The 21,556-nt window shown below is 38.0% G+C and carries 14 protein-coding genes and 1 tRNA gene; 8 read left to right on the top strand and 7 right to left on the bottom strand.

Translation table 11 applies throughout. The features are described from left to right. Window positions 1-316 precede the first annotated feature (316 nt). The 8 genes from AC1XUE_RS15175 to AC1XUE_RS15210 all read left to right on the top strand — a co-directional run bounded on the left by AC1XUE_RS15175 (window position 317) and on the right by AC1XUE_RS15210 (window position 9,759). Window positions 317-946 carry a hypothetical protein gene (locus AC1XUE_RS15175; protein WP_483356828.1) on the top strand — a complete coding sequence of 210 codons (630 nt, stop codon included), beginning with the start codon at window positions 317-319 and terminating at the stop codon, window positions 944-946. Next, window positions 943-1,242 (top strand): winged helix-turn-helix domain-containing protein, encoded by a 300-nt coding sequence (locus AC1XUE_RS15180; protein ID WP_483356829.1) that lies wholly within the window; start codon window positions 943-945, stop codon window positions 1,240-1,242. Before AC1XUE_RS15175 ends, AC1XUE_RS15180 begins: the two co-directional genes overlap by 4 nt. 66 nt (window positions 1,243-1,308) lie before the next feature. Next, the gene (locus tag AC1XUE_RS15185) at window positions 1,309-2,556 is read left to right on the top strand and encodes a hypothetical protein (protein WP_483356830.1); all 1,248 of its coding nucleotides are present in this window, start codon (window positions 1,309-1,311) and stop codon (window positions 2,554-2,556) included. A 250-nt stretch (window positions 2,557-2,806) separates the two neighbouring features. Continuing rightward, a tRNA-Ser gene (locus AC1XUE_RS15190) sits at window positions 2,807-2,891 on the top strand. A 249-nt stretch (window positions 2,892-3,140) separates the two neighbouring features. Next, a complete protein-coding gene (locus AC1XUE_RS15195) occupies window positions 3,141-4,361 on the top strand; it encodes a site-specific integrase (RefSeq protein WP_483356831.1) in 1,221 nt (406 codons plus the stop codon). A gap of 808 nt (window positions 4,362-5,169) precedes the next feature. After that, window positions 5,170-7,233, top strand: coding sequence for a phospholipase D-like domain-containing protein (locus tag AC1XUE_RS15200; protein WP_483356832.1), 2,064 nt, complete (start codon window positions 5,170-5,172; stop codon window positions 7,231-7,233). A gap of 298 nt (window positions 7,234-7,531) precedes the next feature. Continuing rightward, the gene (locus AC1XUE_RS15205; protein ID WP_483356833.1) at window positions 7,532-8,227 is read left to right on the top strand and encodes a hypothetical protein; all 696 of its coding nucleotides are present in this window, start codon (window positions 7,532-7,534) and stop codon (window positions 8,225-8,227) included. Window positions 8,228-8,397: 170 nt separating this feature from the next. Beyond that, on the top strand, window positions 8,398-9,759 hold the full coding sequence (locus AC1XUE_RS15210) for an McrB family protein (RefSeq protein ID WP_483356834.1): 1,362 nt from the start codon (window positions 8,398-8,400) through the stop codon (window positions 9,757-9,759). Between the two features lie 323 nt (window positions 9,760-10,082). Here the strand turns inward: AC1XUE_RS15210 and AC1XUE_RS15215 are convergent, their stop codons facing one another. From AC1XUE_RS15215 to mobC, 7 genes are all read right to left on the bottom strand, one after another. Beyond that, window positions 10,083-11,699: a UvrD-helicase domain-containing protein gene (locus AC1XUE_RS15215; RefSeq protein ID WP_483356835.1), complete on the bottom strand. Its 1,617-nt coding sequence runs from the start codon at window positions 11,697-11,699 to the stop codon at window positions 10,083-10,085. A gap of 5 nt (window positions 11,700-11,704) precedes the next feature. Beyond that, complete coding sequence (locus tag AC1XUE_RS15220; RefSeq protein WP_483356836.1) at window positions 11,705-13,444, bottom strand: ATP-dependent nuclease; 1,740 nt, start codon at window positions 13,442-13,444, stop codon at window positions 11,705-11,707. 665 nt (window positions 13,445-14,109) lie between these two features. Next, window positions 14,110-15,147, bottom strand: a complete 1,038-nt coding sequence (locus AC1XUE_RS15225; RefSeq protein WP_483356837.1) for a nucleoid-associated protein — start codon at window positions 15,145-15,147, stop codon at window positions 14,110-14,112. A 4-nt stretch (window positions 15,148-15,151) separates the two neighbouring features. After that, entirely contained in the window at window positions 15,152-17,020 is a 1,869-nt protein-coding gene (locus AC1XUE_RS15230) for a DUF3732 domain-containing protein (protein ID WP_483356838.1), read from the bottom strand. Then, entirely contained in the window at window positions 17,017-17,469 is a 453-nt protein-coding gene (locus tag AC1XUE_RS15235) for a three component ABC system middle component (RefSeq protein ID WP_483356839.1), read from the bottom strand. Before AC1XUE_RS15235 ends, AC1XUE_RS15230 begins: the two co-directional genes overlap by 4 nt. After that, the gene (locus AC1XUE_RS15240; RefSeq protein ID WP_483356840.1) at window positions 17,469-18,698 is read right to left on the bottom strand and encodes a hypothetical protein; all 1,230 of its coding nucleotides are present in this window, start codon (window positions 18,696-18,698) and stop codon (window positions 17,469-17,471) included. Before AC1XUE_RS15240 ends, AC1XUE_RS15235 begins: the two co-directional genes overlap by 1 nt. Before the next feature lie 861 nt (window positions 18,699-19,559). Further along, window positions 19,560-21,545, bottom strand: coding sequence for a conjugal transfer protein MobC (mobC, locus tag AC1XUE_RS15245; RefSeq protein WP_483356841.1), 1,986 nt, complete (start codon window positions 21,543-21,545; stop codon window positions 19,560-19,562). Window positions 21,546-21,556: the final 11 nt, after the last annotated feature.

The following is a 21,556-nucleotide window of genomic DNA, read 5'->3' on the forward strand; positions in this document are numbered from 1 at the left end:
TGTGCCATCCAACTTCTCGAATCCAATCCAACACGCACTTTTTATTATTGAAGCTAATATTGTATTTAAAAAATCCTATTAATGAAGATTTAATTGTTAGTATGACACAAATGTAATTATTCTATTTAATCTACAAGATTAATATAGTAAAAAAATTACCTATTTGTACAGGAGAAGAACATGATATATTCAGGTAAGGAGGTAAAGGACGAGACCGAAGTGCACTGTGTGGCAGATGAAGATCATGAAACTTTTTTCGTCATCCTCTTGCAAAATACCGAAACATATTTTTAACTTTGAAACACAAAGTACTTTTATGAAAACAGAGCAAGAATACATCAAAGACCTTACCGAGATCCGTTCTATGATGGAGCGATCAACCAAATTTCTGTCTCTTTCAGGCATGTCGGGGGTGATGGCAGGGGTTTATGCGTTGGTAGGGGCGATTCTGGTCCGACAGTCTTTTTACGCGCGTTACACGGGTACAATTCTGGATTATTCGGCTGTTTCACGCGAGGATATAACAGGCAATACTGACCTTTTTGTAATCACCTTGTCGATGCTCGTTCTTGCAATCGGAACAGCTATTTTTCTTGCTCATCGGAAATCCGGCAGGAATGGTGAAAAGTTGTGGAATGCAGCGGCGAGAAGACTTGTGATCAATATGGCCATACCGCTCGTAACAGGTGGAATTTTTATCCTGATCCTTTTTGCAAAAGGAATGCTGGTTTTAATCGCACCTGCCACGTTACTATTTTACGGTTTAGCACTTATTAATGCCAGCAGATTTACTTATGACGATCTGAGATACCTTGGCTTTATACAAATTGTACTTGGCTTGATAGCCACCTATTTTGTGGAACATGCACTTCTGCTATGGGCTATTGGTTTTGGAATTATGCACATTGTGTATGGTATTATCATGCACCTGAAATACGAAAAGTGAAAGCAATCATTCATGCACTTAATAAAACTTTTGAGAGCAGAGTCAGGCTGGGCATCATGTCTGTTCTGGCTGTGAATGACGCGCTTAACTTTAATAGTTTGAAAGAATATCTGGAACTAACAGATGGCAATCTGGCAAGTCACCTGAAGGCACTGGAAAAGGAAGAGCTAATTGGAATCAACAAAACTTTTATCGGTCGTAAGCCTAACACGAGCTATTTCATTACCAAAGCAGGCCGGGAAGCTTTTGAAGAGCATTTGGCAGCACTGGAAGGTCTGATCAAGAGTCAGAAGTAAAACAGCTATTTTTTTATCATTTTACTTTGCAATTCAAAGTACTTTTAATCAAACTTAATTACATCCATGAAAGAACAGATTATCGCCAACCTGGAAAATCCTAAACGGCTCGAAGCTTTGTACAGAGAAGACAAGGCAAGTTTTCGGAGATCATTTGCGCAGCTCACACCCGACCTTCACGACAATAAAACTGTTCAGATATGGCACGAAAGGCTAAATTTTGACAATCAGGAAGCATTATGGAACCTAAATAAAGACCTTCCGTTTGTTTTCTTCCTTTGCCTGATCGCAGGGTTAATCGCAAAAATCCCCCATCTCACATCTGTAGATCCGGAGTACTTTTATTCCCGTAATGTTCCTTTTGTTGTTTTTCCCGCTCTTACCGCCTTCTTTATCTGGAAGCAACATCTGTTTTCTATCCGCCAAATCCTTGGCTTTGCAGCAGCTTTTTTAATACCGGCAATTTACATCAATTTACTCCCCGGAAATGAGAAAACCGACACCTTTGTATTGGCATGCATTCACCTTCCCATGTTGCTTTGGGGCATTCTCGGCTACGTTTTTATTGGTGGCGATAATAAGGACTACACCAAAAAGATTGACTTTCTGAGGTTTAACGGAGACTTTGTAGTAATGACCGGGCTGATTCTGATCGCAGGATTTATCATGACTGGAATGACAATCGGGCTGTTCTCTGTCATCGGAATAAAGATTGAAACCTATTATTTCAAATACATGGGTATTTGGGGACTTAGCGCAGCGCCGGTTATCGCTACGTACCTTGTTCGGAGTAATCCTAATTTGGTAGGAAAAGTATCGCCTGTTATTGCAAGAATATTCGCCCCCATTGTTCTTCTAATCCTGACCGTGTACCTGGGAACTGTATTTTACACAGGTAAAGATCCATACAATGATCGGGAGTTTCTGTTGATTTTTAATCTGCTTTTAGTGGGTGTGATGGCACTTATTCTTTTTTCTGTTGTTGAGATAGCCCGTAAATCTGCCGATAAAATTGGGACAATTATCCTGTTTGCACTTGCAGTAATAACCATTGCTGTAAACAGTGTTGCCTTGTCAGCCATCATGTTCAGGATTGCCAATTGGGGCGTCACCCCTAACCGACTCGCAGTATTGGGGAGTAACATACTGATTCTTGCCCATTTGTTAGTGGTCACCTACCAGCTCTTCAAAACCATAGGCATACCAGGAAGAATTGAGAATGTAAAAAAGAGTATTACTACCTTTCTTCCCATTTATCTGGTTTGGACTATAATCGTGATCTTCGTTCTCCCTTATCTGTTTGGTTTCAAATAAATAATAAAAATAACTGCTTATTTCGAAAAAAATTGAGCGAAAGCAGCAAAGCAAATAACATCAGGATAACACACTGTTTCACTTAACATTAACTCACAAAAATGTAAATTTAATACGCCGGAACATCAGAAGAAAGCTGTTTGGGCACATTAAATTTATTAAAAAAACATGCAGATAAATTTGCAGAACACTTGCATGTAAAGAATTTGTTATTACCTTTGCACCACGTTTCGGATACGCCGAAACACTTAGAGAGATGGCAGAGTGGTCGATTGCGACGGTCTTGAAAACCGTTGACTGTAACAGGTCCGGGGGTTCGAATCCCTCTCTCTCTGCTGGTACGCTTACCAAAACATTCAAAACCCCGTTTAAATGATTTAAACGGGGTTTTTTGTTTTTCTGCAACTACCAAAATCTGCAAAATTTCCCATAATTAATGTGCAAAATCGTGGGAGTTTTTTACCCCGTTAAATTCTCACACGAATAAGTACGTAATAATCTGATAATGAAGATGTTTACCTGATTTACATCTTTACTTTCTGAAGTATCAATCCGAGATTTGTTCATCTTAAACATTAACGATTATGTTAGAAACAAGCTTCGGGTTAATTTTCTTCCTGAGAAAACCCCGCCCAGAAAATGCCGAAGGCACTCATTATTTGTATTGCAGAATTACCGTTAATGGGCTAGCCAAGGAATTTTCTTTGAAACAATTATGGCATCCTTCCCGATGGAACATCAGACTCGGAAGACCTAATGGCAATAAAGAAGATGCACGAGCATTGAATGCTTACATAGACTCAATAACCGCAAAGATTTATGAGGCTAAAAAATCATTGATTGATGACCGTAAATCCGTCAGCGCTATATCAATTTTTAATATTATCCATGGCAAGCAAGGAGATAAAAAAACTATCCTTGCAGTATTTAAGCATCACAATGATCAGATGTCTGCCTTGATAGGCTCTGAATTTGCTCCAGGCACATTAGAGCGCTATGCTACTTCCTTGGACCACACACGCTCTTTTATTAAATGGAAATACAAGCAAGACGATATTGAGATAGACTTGCTGGATTACGATTTTATATCACAGTATGAATTCTGGTTTAAGTCTGTCCGCAAATGCAGCCACAATACAACTATCAAGTACCTAGCTAATTTCAAGAAGATCGTACTTATTTGTATAAAGCAAGGATGGCTAACGCGTGATCCGTTTCATGCGTTTAAAATGACGAAACGCGAAGTCGAAAGAGAAGCACTTACAGATACCGAGTTAAAAAAAATAAGAAATAAGGATTTTGGTAATGGGAGGCTCTCACAAGTAAGGGACATATTCCTATTCTGTTGTTACACAGGATTGGCATATGCCGACGTCCATAAGCTACGTCGTATGGAAATAATTGAAGGTATGGATGGAGGCAAGTGGATAACCACAACACGAAAAAAAACGGATTCGTCATCAAGAATTCCAATATTACCAGTGGCCCAGGAAATAATGGATAAATATCAAGACCATCCTCAATGTGAATCTGAAGGCAGAGTACTTCCTGTTCTTTCCAACCAAAAAATGAACTCCTACTTGAAAGAAATTGCGGATTTGACAGGAATTCAAAAGAATATCACCTTTCACTTGGCAAGGCACACGTTTGCTACCACCGTTACACTCACCAATGGTGTACCAATTGAAAGTGTATCCAAAATGCTAGGGCACCGGAATATCAAAACAACTCAGCAGTATGCAAAAATTGTTGACAAGAAAGTAAGCGATGATATGGCTCGACTGCGGGATATCCTAAACAGATAACGATAATACTGATGCTTTCGCCTGATAGTACTGCTCTATTCAAATTGGCGAAAGCATTAGTATCAATATTGTAATTTAGTCTGAAGCACACCCTCCAAGATGTTGGGACATCGCAATATAAAGACTACTCAGCAGTATGCGAAAATTGTGGATAGGAAGATCAGTGATGATATGGCAAGGTTAAAGCATATCTTGACTCGATAGTCAGATAGAAGACTCCCCCCAAAAGTCCAGCCATAGTTGAATTGGCTTGACTTTATACGTACAAGGCCCTCATTTGTGAAACTTTATGGCAAGAGTGGAAATTGTACGCAACAAGCCAGTCGATGGAGGGACTTCAACCCGAGCCATGTAAGACAGTGCTCGCAATTTCGAGCTTCAATATGTTGCCGTCCCTTCGTAGCTACTACTTATGTACCCGTTTACCGTATAATAAATTGTCATTACCTTTAAGTAAATATCCGTGTGCTTCTTTATATCTTAGAGATTTAACAGAACCTCTAAAATTCTATCATGTTTAAGTATCAATCTTCACTTATCATTGTTGACCATACTGATGCTATTATCAGGCACTCAGTGCTATCTCCATCGAGAATTTGGACCTAGCATCGATTTAATATCAATAAACATCTTGTGATTTAGAACCCGTCAAGGTGACAGATATCGAAGTTCTGCTTCATCAGCGATATTTTTCAAATCGCTCGGACAAATCCGACAACAAAGTTTTACCATCGGTGAAAGCTAGATATTCCTATGCTCTCACGGAATACTGTCAACACGAACAATACAATTTTAACTAACCTAACTCATGGAATTTGACGAACTTATACAAGATACCCTTTCTGACAATATTGTGGTCTTCGAGAGGATCAAATCAGAATTGCAAAATGCCAGGAAGCAAATACTTGTCGCAATGTCTTGGTTTACCGATCAGGAATTATTCAGTGTCTTGGAAGAAAAGGCACAACAGGGAATTGAGATATCAATTATACTCTCTGATCAACCGGATAACTACAAATTAAACTTTGAGACACTACAACCTCTTGGCGTAGAGGTGGTCAGGGTCAAAAATGTTGGATGGGGTTTGATGCACCAGAAATTTTGCGTGATCGACGAGGAATTGGCGATAACAGGATCATACAATTGGAGCGTCAACGCTAGAACAAACAATCACGAATCTGTCATAGTTACCAACCTTCCAAAAACAGTGTCTCAATTAATCGCCATTTTCAATGACATCAAGACTCGTGCTTCAAGGCTGGCAGGTGGGGAATCAATAGACGACATAGAAAGCACTACTTTGGCATCTCGCGCAATAACTAATGCAGGCGCAACTTCGGAGCAGAAGCGCACAAAACCACAGAGCTTTGAAGAGCAATCGCTCACTGATTTTAAGACAGTTCTCGATACCCTGATAGACTCTGAGGTGGCTAGTTTTGACCAGGACATGCTAAAAAATATTGGCTACATCCGATCCAAAACTAATAATGGAGATTTTCAGATCATTCCTCAGGCAATGGACAGTCTATATCATAATTTCATCAATGATGTAGATGTTATTGAGGAGAAAAAGAAGCGCCTGTACAACAAAATACAGGAACAACAGAAATTGGTTATTTCCACTGTTGAAACTAATACCGAATCTGAAATAAGAAAACAAAAAGAAAATTCGGCGATTTTATTAGAATCCGAGCAGAAAGATATTGAAAGGATAGAGACTGAAATAGAGACGCTAGGTATTGAAAATGAGTTAATCATTGAAACAAAAATCCCGTTTGTAGAGTTAGAGATAAATAATTTGAAACAAAAAATCTCAGAATACAAAATTGAGTTTGTAAAACCACCCATCAATTGGCCAATGTTTACTCTATGCATATCTATGCTAGTATTTTTGGTTTTATATATCTTTGTTTTCTATTCATCAGTCGCATATATTTTTATTTTCTCTCAACAAGACATCAAGGAGCAGATTGCGCGGGCTATCACTACCGAAACGCCCGACGTATTTAACCCATACGCTCTGACAAAAGTATGGAGCAAAGGAGTCGGAGGGATAATGTTTCTGTTTTTGTTTGTGTCAATTCCACTGGTCTTAGGTATGATAAACCTATTTACAAAGAAATCAGAAGCCGATACAGTAAATGTTGAGAGTAACTGGATATCTATAATCTGGTCCAAAATAGCGCCACACAAAGGACTAATATTGATATTGGTGGTTGACACATTCATTGCTTATAAGGTGGCAAAAAATGTTAACAATATAGAATATTTGACCAATGCAACTGACAAACAGCTCGACGCACTCGATCTACTCACAACTGATAACTTTTGGCTAGTTTTTATCTTGGGAACTTTGGGTGTTTACCTGTTTGAAAAAGTTATTAACAAGCTTTTCGAACTACTGGAGGCAAGAAACCCAACACTTCAACAGAATAAGAGCAAGGTACAAATTAATGAATACGAACGACTTATCGAAGATAAAAATACCAGAATAGCCGACTTAAAAGTAAAAATATCTGAAAATAAATCTTCCATTACTCAAAAGAATTTAGAAAAAAGGGCAAAAGAATTACTTATTCGTGAAATTCCTTCAAAATTGAATGACAGTCTCAGTGCGTTAAATCAGGACTTAATTCGATTTAAGGAACGCATTGTAAATTTATCGAATATATATTTAAGTCAAATTGACAATGACAAAATACCGATATCAGTTGATGCGCTTCATGATAGGATTAATATTTTTCTTGAAGGATGGAGTAAATACCTACACGAAGTGTTTTCGACCCTTATAGCCGAAAGAAAAACATTGGAAGCCATAACAGAAGTTGATAGGTGGAAACAAGTAAAATCGATTAAACACCAAGTCATTTAGTTTTATCATGAGTATCAGAAAAATCGCATATTTGTTTTTAGCATTGTCTTTTTGGGGATGTAGCTCGGGAGATTCTAAGACAGAAGAGCAGGTTTCAGAGTCCAAACCAGAAAATATAGTAATAAATAATTTCAATATCCTTCTCGTTCCCGACCTCTCAAATAGAATAAATCCTAAAATTCACCCCAAACCAGTACATGATACGATACTGTTAAGTTATTTTGTGGATAATATTAGACAGTTTCTTGCAATAGGTAACAGAAAAATGAATCAAAAGGACATCTTTACAATTGACTTCATGAATCGAACAGTTCTGAATGCGGGCATTGTAAGTGCGAAAGACATGCAGATTAACTTTGACGCGTTTGAAAACAAACCACGTGATCGATCGGACTATGTAAGGTATAATCTCGTGAAAGATCAAGCCAAACTGAAAAACGAAATTAGTAAGTTATACAAGTATTCACTGAGAAATTATTCAGGCTCCGATATTTGGACTTATTTCAACCAAACAATTCATCAGTCTTTGGTTAATCGTCCCAAACAAGTCGAAAAAATCAGTGACGAAACTACGGCAAATATAGTCATGAAGAATGTGGCAGTAATCTTCACTGATGGTTATATTGAAAATGCCAATCATACCTCAGGTTACTCATTAAGATATTCGGTTATTAGGGAAGCGAGAGATGAATACAACAAGGTCGGAGGCGATATTGAGCAATTCATTTCGAAGAACCCCAAGTATCAGATCAAGCGGACAACCAGATCCTTGAAAGGGCTTAGCGTTATGGTGGTCGAGTTCGTAGATAGGTCACGAAATGCACAAGGTGTTGCCATGGAGCACCCAAATGATTACCAGATAATGAGAGCTATTTGGAAAAAGTGGCTTTTAGATTCGGGGGCGGATGCATGTGAGGTGTACGAATCGGTTAAACAACCAACAGAATTCATAGACAACTTCATGAAATTTACGGAGGCCATTTCTCGTCGATAGGGCACTAATAGGTGTACTAACGGTAAAACGATTATATTTTAAGGAACGACAAGAGAATTAATGGGAACAGAATACTACTGCGCCGGCTTCACCTGGAATGATGGTAAGGATAGTCAGCTACGGCGTTCTGTCCGAGATGGAAGAGAGTGGCTTCTCAAAAGAGCATTGATTTGATTTTTGGAGACAAGTCCAGCCAAGAGATGAATAACGTGGAATTAGAGCCAGACTACATTCCACAGGATTTCCCGTTGAACCAAATCCTATACGGCCCGCCCGGAACTGGAAAGACTTATTTGACGATTGAAAAGGCAGTGGCGATAGTCGATGGTTTGGACAATGAAGAGCTGGCTGACAAAACTCGGAAAGATCTTAAAATCCGCTTTGAAGAATTAAAGAATATAGGGCAGATAGTATTTTGCAACTTTCATCAAAGCATGTCATATGAAGACTTTATTGAAGGCATCAAGCCTAGGATAAGTGCAAATGATCAAGTTGTCTATGACATTCAACCTGGTGTATTTAAGCGTTTGGCCGCAAAAGCTAATGACAATTTGTTTTTTGCAAATTCAAGCGACTCGCGTCAGATCACATTTGGCGAAGCGTTCGAGATGCTGCAAAATGATTGGGAAGAAGATAAGGACATGAAACTCCCCTTAGTTCGCGAGGACAAAGCCTATACAATTTTAGGGTTTACCAACTCGTCAATACGATTCAAAAAAGCGAGTGGAGGCGTGATCCATACCCTAAGTATAATAACATTGAAAGATCAGTTTTATAGTAGAAGGGAAGTTCCAAGAACAGGTATTGGGATATACTACCCTGGAATCCTGAAAAAATTACTGTCTTACAAAGCCTCTGAACCGGTAGATAAGGAGGAGAAGCGCTACGTCCTAATCATCGACGAAATCAACCGCGGAAACGTCTCTCAAATATTCGGTGAGCTTATCACTCTGATTGAAGATGATAAGCGCCTGGGTGCTTCCGAAACGCTGGAAGCGACACTACCATATAGCAGGGAGAAGTTCGGCGTTCCTTCCAATTTGTACATTATCGGTACGATGAACACAGCAGATCAGAGCGTAGAAGCGTTAGATACAGCATTGCGGCGCCGGTTCAGCTTCCATGAGATTTCTCCGGATCCGGAAGTGCTTGAAAAAGATATAGAAGGTTTCCCATTAAAGGATATTCTAAAAACCATCAACAAACGAATCGAAAAGTTGCTGGACCGAGACCATCTTATTGGGCATAGCTACTTTTTGGCTGTCCATAGCCTCTTTGATCTCAAACTCACCTTTAAAAATAAAATTATCCCACTGTTGCAGGAGTATTTTTTTGGAGACTACGGGAAGATCGGATTAGTTCTTGGTCAGGGGTTTATTAATGTTGAAGAAGTAACAGAGCCCAACCTATTTGCAAAGTTTGCTTATTCGGATTCCGAGGCATTCAGCGAGCGATTTACACCTTGCAAAATGCTTCAGCTATGTCTGACGAAGCTTTTGTTCCGGCTTCGCAAACTATTAATGAATAAATAGTTTGCGAAGCCGGAACAAGCATATCACAGTTTTTGAGCACCAGTGCCTTCGGTTGAACGACTGGCGTGAAGACGTTGTCTTTGATCAACCTAAACTTCTCGCATTACAGTCATTCTATGGAACCGGTCAATTTTGATTTGAGACGCCCTCCCAATATTTATTTATGTCGATCAGGCCTATCCCTGGCGTGTTGCTCTCCAGCAGAGCACGGTTCCGTTGTGCCTTTTAATAGACAAGTTACAATAATCTACCCTTTCGCTTGCATTTTAACATAGAAACAAGTTCTTAGTTAGGCGGATAGTGAGGAAAATCAACAAGCTACACTATTTCTTAAGAGGAAGTGATATTCGGTGTCGCGCCAAAACCTTACTTCCTAAAAAATCGGACGGGGAAGCATTTACAACTTGCCCACTTGATTTAGTTCTATGAGTGCTATGAACTAGAACACAGCATTCCTTAGCTCTTGTCAACCCGACATAATGCAAATTCAAATCTTGTGCCCGATCGCCGTTGAACATTGGCATTATGTGCTGATATAAATCAAGGTGGAAGACAATGTCAAATTCTAAGCCTTTGGATTTATGCAATGTCATAATTTGAATCTCATTCATACCTGCAGGCTTGTAGGAATTTAATTTATCTTCACTAGTTAATACGTCACGAAGAAGGCCAATCGATTTTAAACTATAGCCTAATGGGCTAAGAACATACGCAATGCTTTCCATTTCCGATATAATCAAGTTTGCGTCAAATGAATCTTTATTAATTGAAGTAGTCAAACCTTCAATTGACTTTAAAACTTTTTTAGCTTTTGTTCTCTCGCTAGATGTGTCTAAATAATTATCTAGAAACTCTGCTCGAGAGGATTTCTTATTGAAGAAAAGACTTAGTAACTGTCGAAAGATGTCTGACCAAATTGTAAAATCTTCATCCAAAGCAGTAGGCTCAAAAAATTTGTGTGATAAGCCAAGATTCTGGCTGATTGCCACACCAGTACGTCTCCCACGGATCAGAATACCAACTTTGTTTAGTTGGTCAGTCTTAAATTTGGCGACAAACCTGGGGATCAATCGACCAATCCAATTCCCGACCGCTTCCTCAGAACCAGTGACCCTCTTTTCGTAAACTCGCAGTTCATCACTGTCAAGAGTTACAGCCGCTTCATTCAGAAGAAGTAGTGAGTAATTGATGATTGAAGGATGGCATCGGTGATTGTAGTTCAGTGGATATAATGTAAAATCTGAAAAGCTTCCCGCCAAATCCAACAAAAACTCAGCACTTTTTCCAGAGAATTTAAAAATTGACTGGTTAGCATCTCCGACTGCAATAGCTGTAACATCAAGATTTCGAATCTTCAAAAACAGATCATGTTGCTCTACTCCACAATCTTGATACTCATCGATGAATATGTGACTATATCTTGCCTTGATGTAATTTCTGCAAGCAAGTGAATTATCGAAAATGTAAACAGAAAGTACACCAACCGTTTCAAGCAATATTTTGCCACGCTTGAACAAATTTATCAACACTCGAAAGTTTTCTGGATTGAGGGCATCAAAATCTGCTCCTTCTCCCCCGATGAGTTCTTGCGCCAGACCTGGTTCTAAATCCGATTCCCGGACTATACGAATTTCGCATTCCGGGACGCCAAATAACTGCTTACCAAAAGGAATTATTATTTCCGACAAATAAAACTTATCCATTGTACCAAAGAATGAGGCTTTTGACCCAACGCCGTTTGATAGACATCGTGTCCGTAATTCAAGTGAGGCTTTATTTGTATAAGAAATAGCAACAACCCCCTTGTGATCTAATAAGCCAGGTAATATTTTCTTGATCTTTTCTGATATTACAAAAGTCTTACCACTTCCTGGGTTAGCGACAATCACTAAATTTCCCGACGAATCAAGAATCGCCTGTTGCTCTTTTGTCGGCTTCATTGTAATCAAATAGTAATTAAGTTACAACATGCTTTGAGTTGTTTAGCAAGCTCCGAATCCTTCAACACTGTTAAGGATTCGTGATTTTTCTGGATAAAATTGAACATGTGTGTTGCCTTCTTCTTCTGCATGATCGCCAAGGCTTCTATCCTAGTGTCAGCGTCGAAGAATTCAATTAGACTGTCCTCCAATCCCTGATCCATCAAATCGGTCTCCAAATCTTTCCTTGCAATAAAAATATTTCCAGTCTTAAGGATTTTTATTATTCTTTCTGCGGCTACCTGACTTTCACTTGGCGGTGCTGCCAGAGGAAACCCAGCTAACAGACTTCTGTTTGCTTCAATAATTTTTTCCTCCTCTTCTAAAAGATCATAATGGGCTTCGTACATCGCGAGACCTCGTTGTACACCCGCCATCCGAAACTCGGATCGTCTGGGAACCTTAAAAATGTCGTTGTCAGTTCTCACAACCCAGTCTATATCTAACGCTGTCAATATTTTTGTAAATATCTTAAAACCAATCCCATCAGCCATTAAAATACTCAGATTTAGCCTATCTAAATCTATATCTAACTGCTTAGCCAAGGCCTTGAAAAATATAACCTCTGATATCCCTTCGACGAGGAAGACTGCATTTGAAAAAAAAGCTTCTGCTGCTACGACATTCAGCCTGTAACCAAAATCAAGGAATGATTGTTCAATGATGTTGCTGCATCCATTACTTGCAGCCCTTGCTCCTTTCTTCCCTTCCTGAAAAAGCCTAACAATAGAGTTTGGCGAAAATTCAGCTGCAATCTGTGGAGAATGGGACGTAATAAACACCTGTCCTTTAAGCTTTTCTATTAAGTACTGTGCTAACTTTCTTTGCTGATGAGGATGTAAATGAGCCTCAGGCTCCTCAATACAGTAGAAAACTACCTCCAAAGGATTGACATCTTGTATCTCATTTCTGGCTGCCCAAAGAGCCAGAAAAATTTGATTATTACGTCCATCACCTCCGATGGTCAAATTCGAACTTCCTACCTGGGAGGATAAATGCAAATTTTCAACGAACGAGTTTAGATCGGAAGCTCCTACATCAAAAACTATATTCTGATCGGAATGGTGGATAGACAATTCCTTTAACTCAGAATTTATAACCTCTGTGGCGCTTTTCACATATTTCAGGTTAGAAACATCACTATTTGTTTTTAATAAATCTTTTTCAATAATCCCTAAACTTAAATCATCTTGTTTAACCTCCTCCTCGGTCCGGTTCTCTTTTGCTTCTTTCAACAAATTCCGCTTCTCTTTCCTAACATAGCTGCTTAGATCTCTATTGCTGCTAATATATTTCAAATGCAACACCTTCCTGTAAAATCTTTCCTGAATTTCCTCCAAAGCTTCAATTGAATGTCCAGCATAGAATTTATATTCGTGCGAGTTTCTCCATGCGCGATAAGCGAGATATAGCACGCCATCATCACTAACCTTGCCAGGTAATTTGGAAATGACACAATCATCAGTAACGTCTTCAAATTTCACAATTATTTCAAGTTGGGAAGTCTCTTCATGACAAAAGAAATCACTATCCTTTGGTTCAATGTCTAAGTCAGACAAACCTCTATCCAACAAAATTCTCAATGCGTAAAGAAGATTGGTTTTACCAATATCATTCGAGCCAATGATAAGGGTTTTATTTGCAACCTTGATGGTCGCCTTTTTGAAATTTCGAAATCCCTCTAATCGGATTTGTGATATTTTCATAGGGAAGGTTTGATTATGTATAAGAAGGGGTAATATACAGAATATCTAAGATATTCATTTAAATAGCTTGTATTAGAGCTGTCTAATAATAAGTAGATCAGCTATTTTTCCCGGCATAATATCGTTATAGATTAACCAACCAAAAATATCCCACACCTCACCGAACAATTCTTAGCACTAACTCAGAACCTTCCCAAATTATGGAAAACTCTTGTTCTCACAAAAACTTCATCTAATAAAAATCATCGTGCAAGCATCGGGACTGGCATCAAAGCGGTGTAGCAGGTTATCATCATTTAGGATTTGTCAATTGATACAAACTACGTGTTGGAGCGAGCGCATCGCCACTCGATGTCCGACCATGACTAAAATTCATTCAATATCCAGCAACTATCTCAAATCAATAGTGGGCGTCTTTGAGATCAACAATTGCGGTAGACCTTTTTTTAACAGAATATTAAGAAATATCCATTAAAATACCTACTGTTTTAGTTAGAAGAAGCAGGACCGAAAAATCTAAATCATAATCTTAGGATGGGTTTGATAAGGTCCCAAGCATCCAGTTTGATCTTCTTCGCTAAGAAATGGAAAGGAGTAAGTGATAAAACGTACAAACAAAAATGAAATAGTCTGTAAAAAACCCTGATGATGCTGTATGGGTACTGCTACTTCTCACTATCGTAGTAAATTTTGTAATACTTTCTACCATCCGTTTCCACTCCTTTTTCAATCAAGTTTTTGTCCCCATGTATATAGATATCAAAGTTTTTATCTAATTTCAAAACGCTTCTAAATATTCTAGACTGCTTTTTTACAGCTTGCGAGGAGATAGGGAAATTATGGATGGGCTGCAGCTCATTTTCCTGCCTATATTCGCTGTCAAATTTTCTAAATGACTCTATTAAGTTACTATCATCAAATACCTGAGTTTCGAACTCTGCATTGTCAAATAATTCATGATTTTTGAAGTATTCGACTGATTTGTTTAAAAAATCAATCTGTTCAGTCTTGGACACCTCAAAATTTTCAGCAAGCTGTTTTGTAACAAACTGTTTAGTAATATTCAAAAACTGATTCGTTTCATGATACTCGTCTTTCCTAGGATGCAAGCTTAAAAAATCCTCTTTCCAATACTGTGCATCGGTTGTTCTGTTTGTATTGTCAAGTACAGAAACAATAAAACCCTCTTCCTTATGAGTGTTAAACACCAGGCAACATTTATCCAGCTTGTTTGTATTAAGGCCAACAACATCACTTAAACCGATCCCATTTGATGTTGTACTAATCTTCAAAATTGTATCTTTATTCTCAGATTTAAATATCGCCACCGCATCAACTACCTCATCTTCGACTTGACAATCTTTCAAATAGATAATGCATAATTCACCAGGTTTGATATTTGGATGTGTACTTTTATCATAAAGGTACCTACCTAAATTTTTTGACTGCTCGACAAAAGTATCTTCATTCTGAAATACATAACTAACAAACTGATATACAGGATTTAATTCAACAGTTGAATTAAAATAAAACTGATATAATTCGTCTGATTTTAAACCACTCTGTAATAGCTTATTTAGATAAGTTTCAATTTTATGAAATTCAACTAAATCTTCTGAAAACTTTACTCCGTCTCCATTATTTTTGTTTCCTACTAAATGTATAATGATCTTATCGATCCTACCTATTACTATTTTTTGCATTATGTCAATCGTTATAAATATCCCGTGGTATCAGTCCTGTACCTTCAACAAACTCATCGACAGTATGAAAATGGTTTAAATCTTCCTCCAACCAATACTCTTTGGGAGCATGCTCAACCATAAATATTTGAAAATTTACCTTTTTAACATTAGTAATATATTCAATAAAGGAATTTAGCAAAGTAAAAGCGTCTATTAATTTCGATTTATCATCATTTCCCTTATTGTTATCTCCTGTATAATAAGGTATACTAGGCTGATCAATAAAAAGAAATCTTGGCACATGTTCTTGCTCAATATTGATCATGTGCTCATGTAAACCTAGATACACACACAAATGCATAAACATGTAATTCGACTTACTCCCAACGTTGTCTAATGGAAAAAGATATCCGTCTGGATAGAGTTCCAAAATCATCTTCTCGGGATTGAAAGCCACTTTACTATACCTGTAAGCAGTCGGAGACTTCAAAAGGTTAAAATTGCGCTGAATGCTATCATCAAGTAGATTCAGCATGCTATGCTTTATTTCAAAAGTGTCAGCCGGAATTTTCAATAACTCCTGCCTTTCCTCCATAAGTTCGTTCAATCTTACCGAATCAATAAGTTTTGGCACTTCTTTTTTTCTAGCTTGCTCAAAAGCATATTTAATCTCACCAATCTTTATAAGCCGCTGATTTTCTGAAAAGTAGGTCTTGTCAATATTTTCTAGTTCCTCAATTCGATTCTTAGTTACTTTAAGCAAGCCTCTCAGTTCTTCTATATCTCCCTCAACTTTAACAGGTTCAGTTGTCTTATGGGATAGAGATGTCTTAATACGGTTTAGAGACGTCTCTAAGGATTCCATAAACAACCTAGTATCGTACGAGTCAATTAACTGATCTGAGAGCTTCTGATTTAAAAATTGTATAGGTTGCAAACTATCCGCCGACTTCCCTAAACCTTTTCTATACAGATCATACTCTCGTTGGTATTGAGATACCGCTCGAATTTGTAACTGAATCCGGAGTCGCTCCTTGTACAAGGCTTCAAGCTCGTTAAACAAAAGTGTGTTCGAAACTCCATTCGTTTTAACATCTATTAGTTCAAAGAGAATAGCAACAGCCTCATCCAGACTTTGAGGTTTCTGAGTATAATCTATCAAATTGCTGCGCCTACAAAGATCTACCAGACGATAAATCTCCGTTTCAAAACCCCTAACCCTGTTTTGATTGCCTTTTTCCACTCGTTGTATCGACAATAGCTCTCTGTCTATCTCTCCTAATCTTTCCTGAGCTTTGAGATTATCCATATCATTAACACCAATGACAAGATCGAAAATGTGTGACAGTACCTTATCATATTCATCTTTACCAAAAAATGTGGTATCAAAGTACGTCTCAGGAGCGCCAATGACTGTTTCTGTCAAAGCATTAAACAGTAAAAAATGCCTGTAAGACAGACTAAGTGGCACCTTACCGAATTCTATTCCATGCGGAAATCTCAACTTATCAGTAATCCCAAACTCCTTATCAAGAAAGGCTTTTACTTCAGCAACAGAATTATCACTCTCCATATTCTGAGGAAAATCTCCAAAACTTAAAATCACTTCGGATGACACGGCCCCCCTATCTGGTGCTTTTCTAATTATTGATACATCCTTATCATTAATGGATAACTTGATGCCGAACCATAACACCTTTTCAAAAATTGTGTTGGGAATGCTTACTTTACCTGATAAAAGACAATAATCAATGATACTCCAAAAGCTTGATTTACCAGTCGTTGCATCACCTGTGATGACATTTACCTTATTGGGCTTAAATTTATAACTCTTTGGTTCAACGGACTCCTTCTTGAACCAAAGCTTTATTTCATGGAGAATAAACTTCATAGTTGGATTCTGAAAAATTTATAAAGTTGTTCAGTAGTTTTGTCTTCTATTAGATTTAGGAACAGCGGTATAACATTATTAATTTTAAGAAACCGATCTCCTAAACTCGCAATATCAAGATCTATACTAATACTTGAAACTATTTGACTCTGGATCTGAATTTGCCCTGCATCTCTAAGGATCATCAAAGAGTTAACCATTACTGGAAGTAATGACAGGTATCTTTTGTTGAATGAAGAAAAAATCTTCTGTTGGGAGCCAACCAGCTCAAACAAACTCAGTGAAGCAGTGTAATTCTTTGAAAGATAGTTAACCGTACGATCATCTAGTAAAAACGGTAAAACTAGGCAACATCGAGACATGTCGATTTCGCCTAAATTTTCAATCACAGACAGAAGTATACAACTAGATATCGCCTCATTATTGTACACATAATAAATATCCTTCATCAATTCTTATATTTACTCTCCCAATTCAAATGCCAACCTATTTCCATACTATTTGACAAAGCATAGAAGTGTCCATTACTCGAGGGTATACCCAAAGAATAATCTCCCAAGATATTTAGATTTTGCTCTCGTATAAAATCAACTAATTGGATTCCCATAGCACATATTTCGTCCTCCAGATCGTCAATAGATTCACCACAATTGATCTTACTTTGGATTGTTCTGTACCTTGCCTTAAATCCATTCTTCCAACGCTGAAGACTATCTTGCCTGAATGAGGCCACTTCTGTAGGAAGCAAAAAATTATCTTCTACCCAATAGTTGAAATCGTTTAAAAACTTTAACATATATGTTGTATAATCTCGTATATCGGTTGAACCGGCCGATACCTCACCGATATCCAAAAGTTGTCTAATGAAAGGTTGATCCTCTAGATTTTCTGGTAATAATATGTCTATATTTCTAGTAGGTAAAGGTCTCTTCTCAAACGCTACTTGGAAACACTTTCCAAACCTTGTAGTAAAATCATCGAAGCTAATTTCAAACTTCTTCCTCTCTTTGATATCAGTATACTTAGCCAAGTGCATATTAGAGGAAAGTCTTTCAAAAATTGGATCAACAAATCTCTGTTGTCTAGCTAATTCAAGTATTCGGCATTTTATCTTTTCTACAATAGCATCCGCTCCAGTCTCTACGGTCAATTTCAATACAAACATTCGCAATCCACTCTTGCCGAGAGATTTGACATTATTGATATACTTTTTTATCGTAGAATCTTGTGTTCTTTGCGACAAACTAGATATTTCATACCAAACTCCATTAAAGTCTCCATCTATCATAAATTTTGATACAGCATCGACGAAGCTATTGCCCCGATTACTCTTATTCGTAACCATTATAAAGGTATTATTCCTTAAAAATGCGCCTTTGTCAAGTGCTTGTTTGGTAAAACTGGCCCAGTTACTCAATGTTTTCCATAAATCAGAATCCAAATCTGACAAATTTTGAGTCGAACCATCACTATTTGTGACTATTGAATGTTTAGTTTGAAGCAAAATTGACGTTCCATCTGGCATATCAATATGAATATCTTCTTTTACTTCAAAGCCGATTTTTTGCCCATTTTTCAATCTTAAGGACAGTAACATGAAATAATAAAACTGATAATCGAAACCTACAGACTGCGGTCCAGCTGTATGCTGTTCTTGTTTTAGTGTTACTTCGTCCATCTCAACTTTCTAAAATATCCAACTAATTACTCACTATTCGCAAAGTATAGAGTATGCAAATTGACGCATTTATAAGTTCTTCACCCTCATATTTGAGGAAAATATTTTAATATTCACACAATTTATTCTTAATTTTTCACAAAACAAGCTTCTGCACGATCAAAACAATCTTAACACTTAAAGAACTGCGAATTTACAGGCATAAACACTTCCGTAGTAATCATACTACACAGAGTTATAATTAATGAATTATGATACTAGAAATTCCGCTTTTTGTTGACATACCTATTTGCAGATCAAACCGTAGCGAGCTATTTCAATATATGCTATCATATTCTAAGCAAGTTAATGAATACCTACCTTTCGATATGCCGCCTCTAAGATGAATCCTAAAATAGCAAAGAACTGCTTAGATCGAAATCTGCTATGAAATTCAACTAGACGTCTATATCTCCTTCGATAAGGACAAGTCAAAAGCATATAATAAACTTAATCACAGGATATCTGACAGAGGATGTAGGCACTCCCAAGCCTGACATTTTAATCTATTAACATATCTGTCAACTATATAATATTTGTTAAATATCTTTTTAAGTCAGAAGATATTCAACAAATATCATATACGGTAAGTAGCAATCTCGTAAAATATTGTGGAGCACTGCATTATCATATTTCAGTTGTTAGTTGGGGATACAATCGAAATATATAATTTATATCAAATAAAACCTGCACCTTAAAACTAGGTTTTTATTAATAGTATATCCTGACGAATTCATACTACCAAACACCTGTCTCTCACCGATAAACTTTTTCACATTGTGAGTACCTTCAGATAAGTCACACTCTTGACTGAAAAGTTACCTATTTTCTAATGATCAAACCCATGAGGGCTGGATCTCCACTCAATTTTTCCATCTCCGACACAATAATATCCTGCACATCCTGCTTGATCTGATTATAATTCCTCTGAATCATAACCTGATCGACCTTTCGTATCTCCGGAATTGGAAGGTACGCATCCTCTTCCTTTCTAAGTGATTCATGATTATTCTGTATCTCGCAATGAAAAGCTTTTAAAGCGATCTTGTTAGTCGGATCATCTGCCACCATACCTACAAACTCCCCTGAAGAAAGAGCTGAAATCTTCGATGGCGGTACTGCCGATTCAAGCTGCTGTGACCTGCTTATGGATGTGTCCGAGCTATTGATCGAAAGACTTTCCCGGTCCTGCATGATTTTCCCGAAGCGTTCAGAAAGCTGTTTTGCCGTATCGCCTGTGACCTGACCTGACACGACATTGCCGACAATGTTCATGATTACATCCGCCTGCTCACGCCCGTAATCCTTTTTCAACTGACTAAAATCTTGAATGCCGAGCGTCGTAGCAACTTTGTTACTACGTGCAGTTGCAATCAAACTATCCATATTATTCAGATAAATCGTCGGAAACTCATCGAATAGCAGACTACTTTTCAGCTTGCCCTTCTGGTTCACCAGCTTGACCAAGCGGTTCACATACAGAGACAGAACTGCTCCATATATCTGTATCTTCTGCGGATTATTTCCAACGCAAACAAGTTTTGGCTCATCGGGATTATTGATATCCAAAGTAAAATCCGAGCCCGACAAAACATAGTAAAGCTGTGGAGAGGAAAGCCTTGCCATAGATATTTTTGCCGATGCAATCTGACCTTCAAGCTGCTCCATAACATCATTCATATATGCGTTCACAAACGGATTAATCAGCACCTCTATCTCCTTTTCTGTTCTTAGGATTGTGAACAAACTATCGTAATCCACCTGCATTAATTCGATTACATGAGGTAATGTACAGAATGCTCCATCCTGGTAACGGCGTAGATACCAGATAATCGCCGAAAGAAAATTGATTGGAGATTCAACAAAAAAATCACCCTGCTTTTTGATCCATTCTCGGTTTAGTCCGAGCAGTATGGTTCGAGCAGATTCAGACGCATCCGTTATATCCTGCATCCCGGAAGGATTCAAAGGATTGCACCGGTGGCTTCTGGTGAGGTCATCAAAATTGATCACGTAGAACTTTGGTTCCACCTTAAATAGGTGTTTGTTCTTTAACCATGTATTGTATACGATGACTGATAAGTCTGGGTATTTGAAATCATAAACGAACATCGAAAAGCCTTTCTTGATATGCTGGGTGATCACATGCCGGATGACAAAATAGCTCTTCCCTGCCCCCGGCGTACCCAAAACCAACAAGCCTCTGAACGGGTTTATGATGTTGACCCAACTGTTTCTTCGTTTGCTTTTCAGCTGATATTTCGCAGGAAGGTTAATCGAATATTCATTCTCAAGAAGCCGCTCTTCCTGAGGAAAAGTCTCATTCTCTAAGTTGAAAATATCCTTTTTCAGCTTGTCGGTAATGATACGTGAAAGGATCGTACCACCCTTTAGAATAGTTAGATACCCTGTCAACAACCCTGCCGTATAAAGAATCGTTCTGCCTACTACGGGCAAACCTGCATACAATAAATAGTAGCTCAAAAAGTAAATAACCAGACCTGCTACCAGATAAACTATTGCGTTTTTATAATGCAGTTTTTCGCTCTTTCTTCCCTTCGATCCTATCAGTGAGATGCATAGAAATCCTAAAGCAAAGAGCTTGGATTTTGAAAAGCTGTTGAATAATCCGGTTGCAGCTACATTGAGAAGCAACCTGTCTGAGAAAGCCGAAACGAGCTGCCAATGTTTGAATGCCCCGTAGCAATAATAGTAAAGGTGCAGTCCTAATAATACGAAACTTATCATGCGTGTCATATCCAGAATCTTTCGTAGCGCCTGCTCATTCTCCCCTGTCTGGTGTGCCATTTTCTTCTGCG

The sequence above is a fragment of the Dyadobacter sp. HNCC25DJ187 genome (assembly GCF_056895255.1).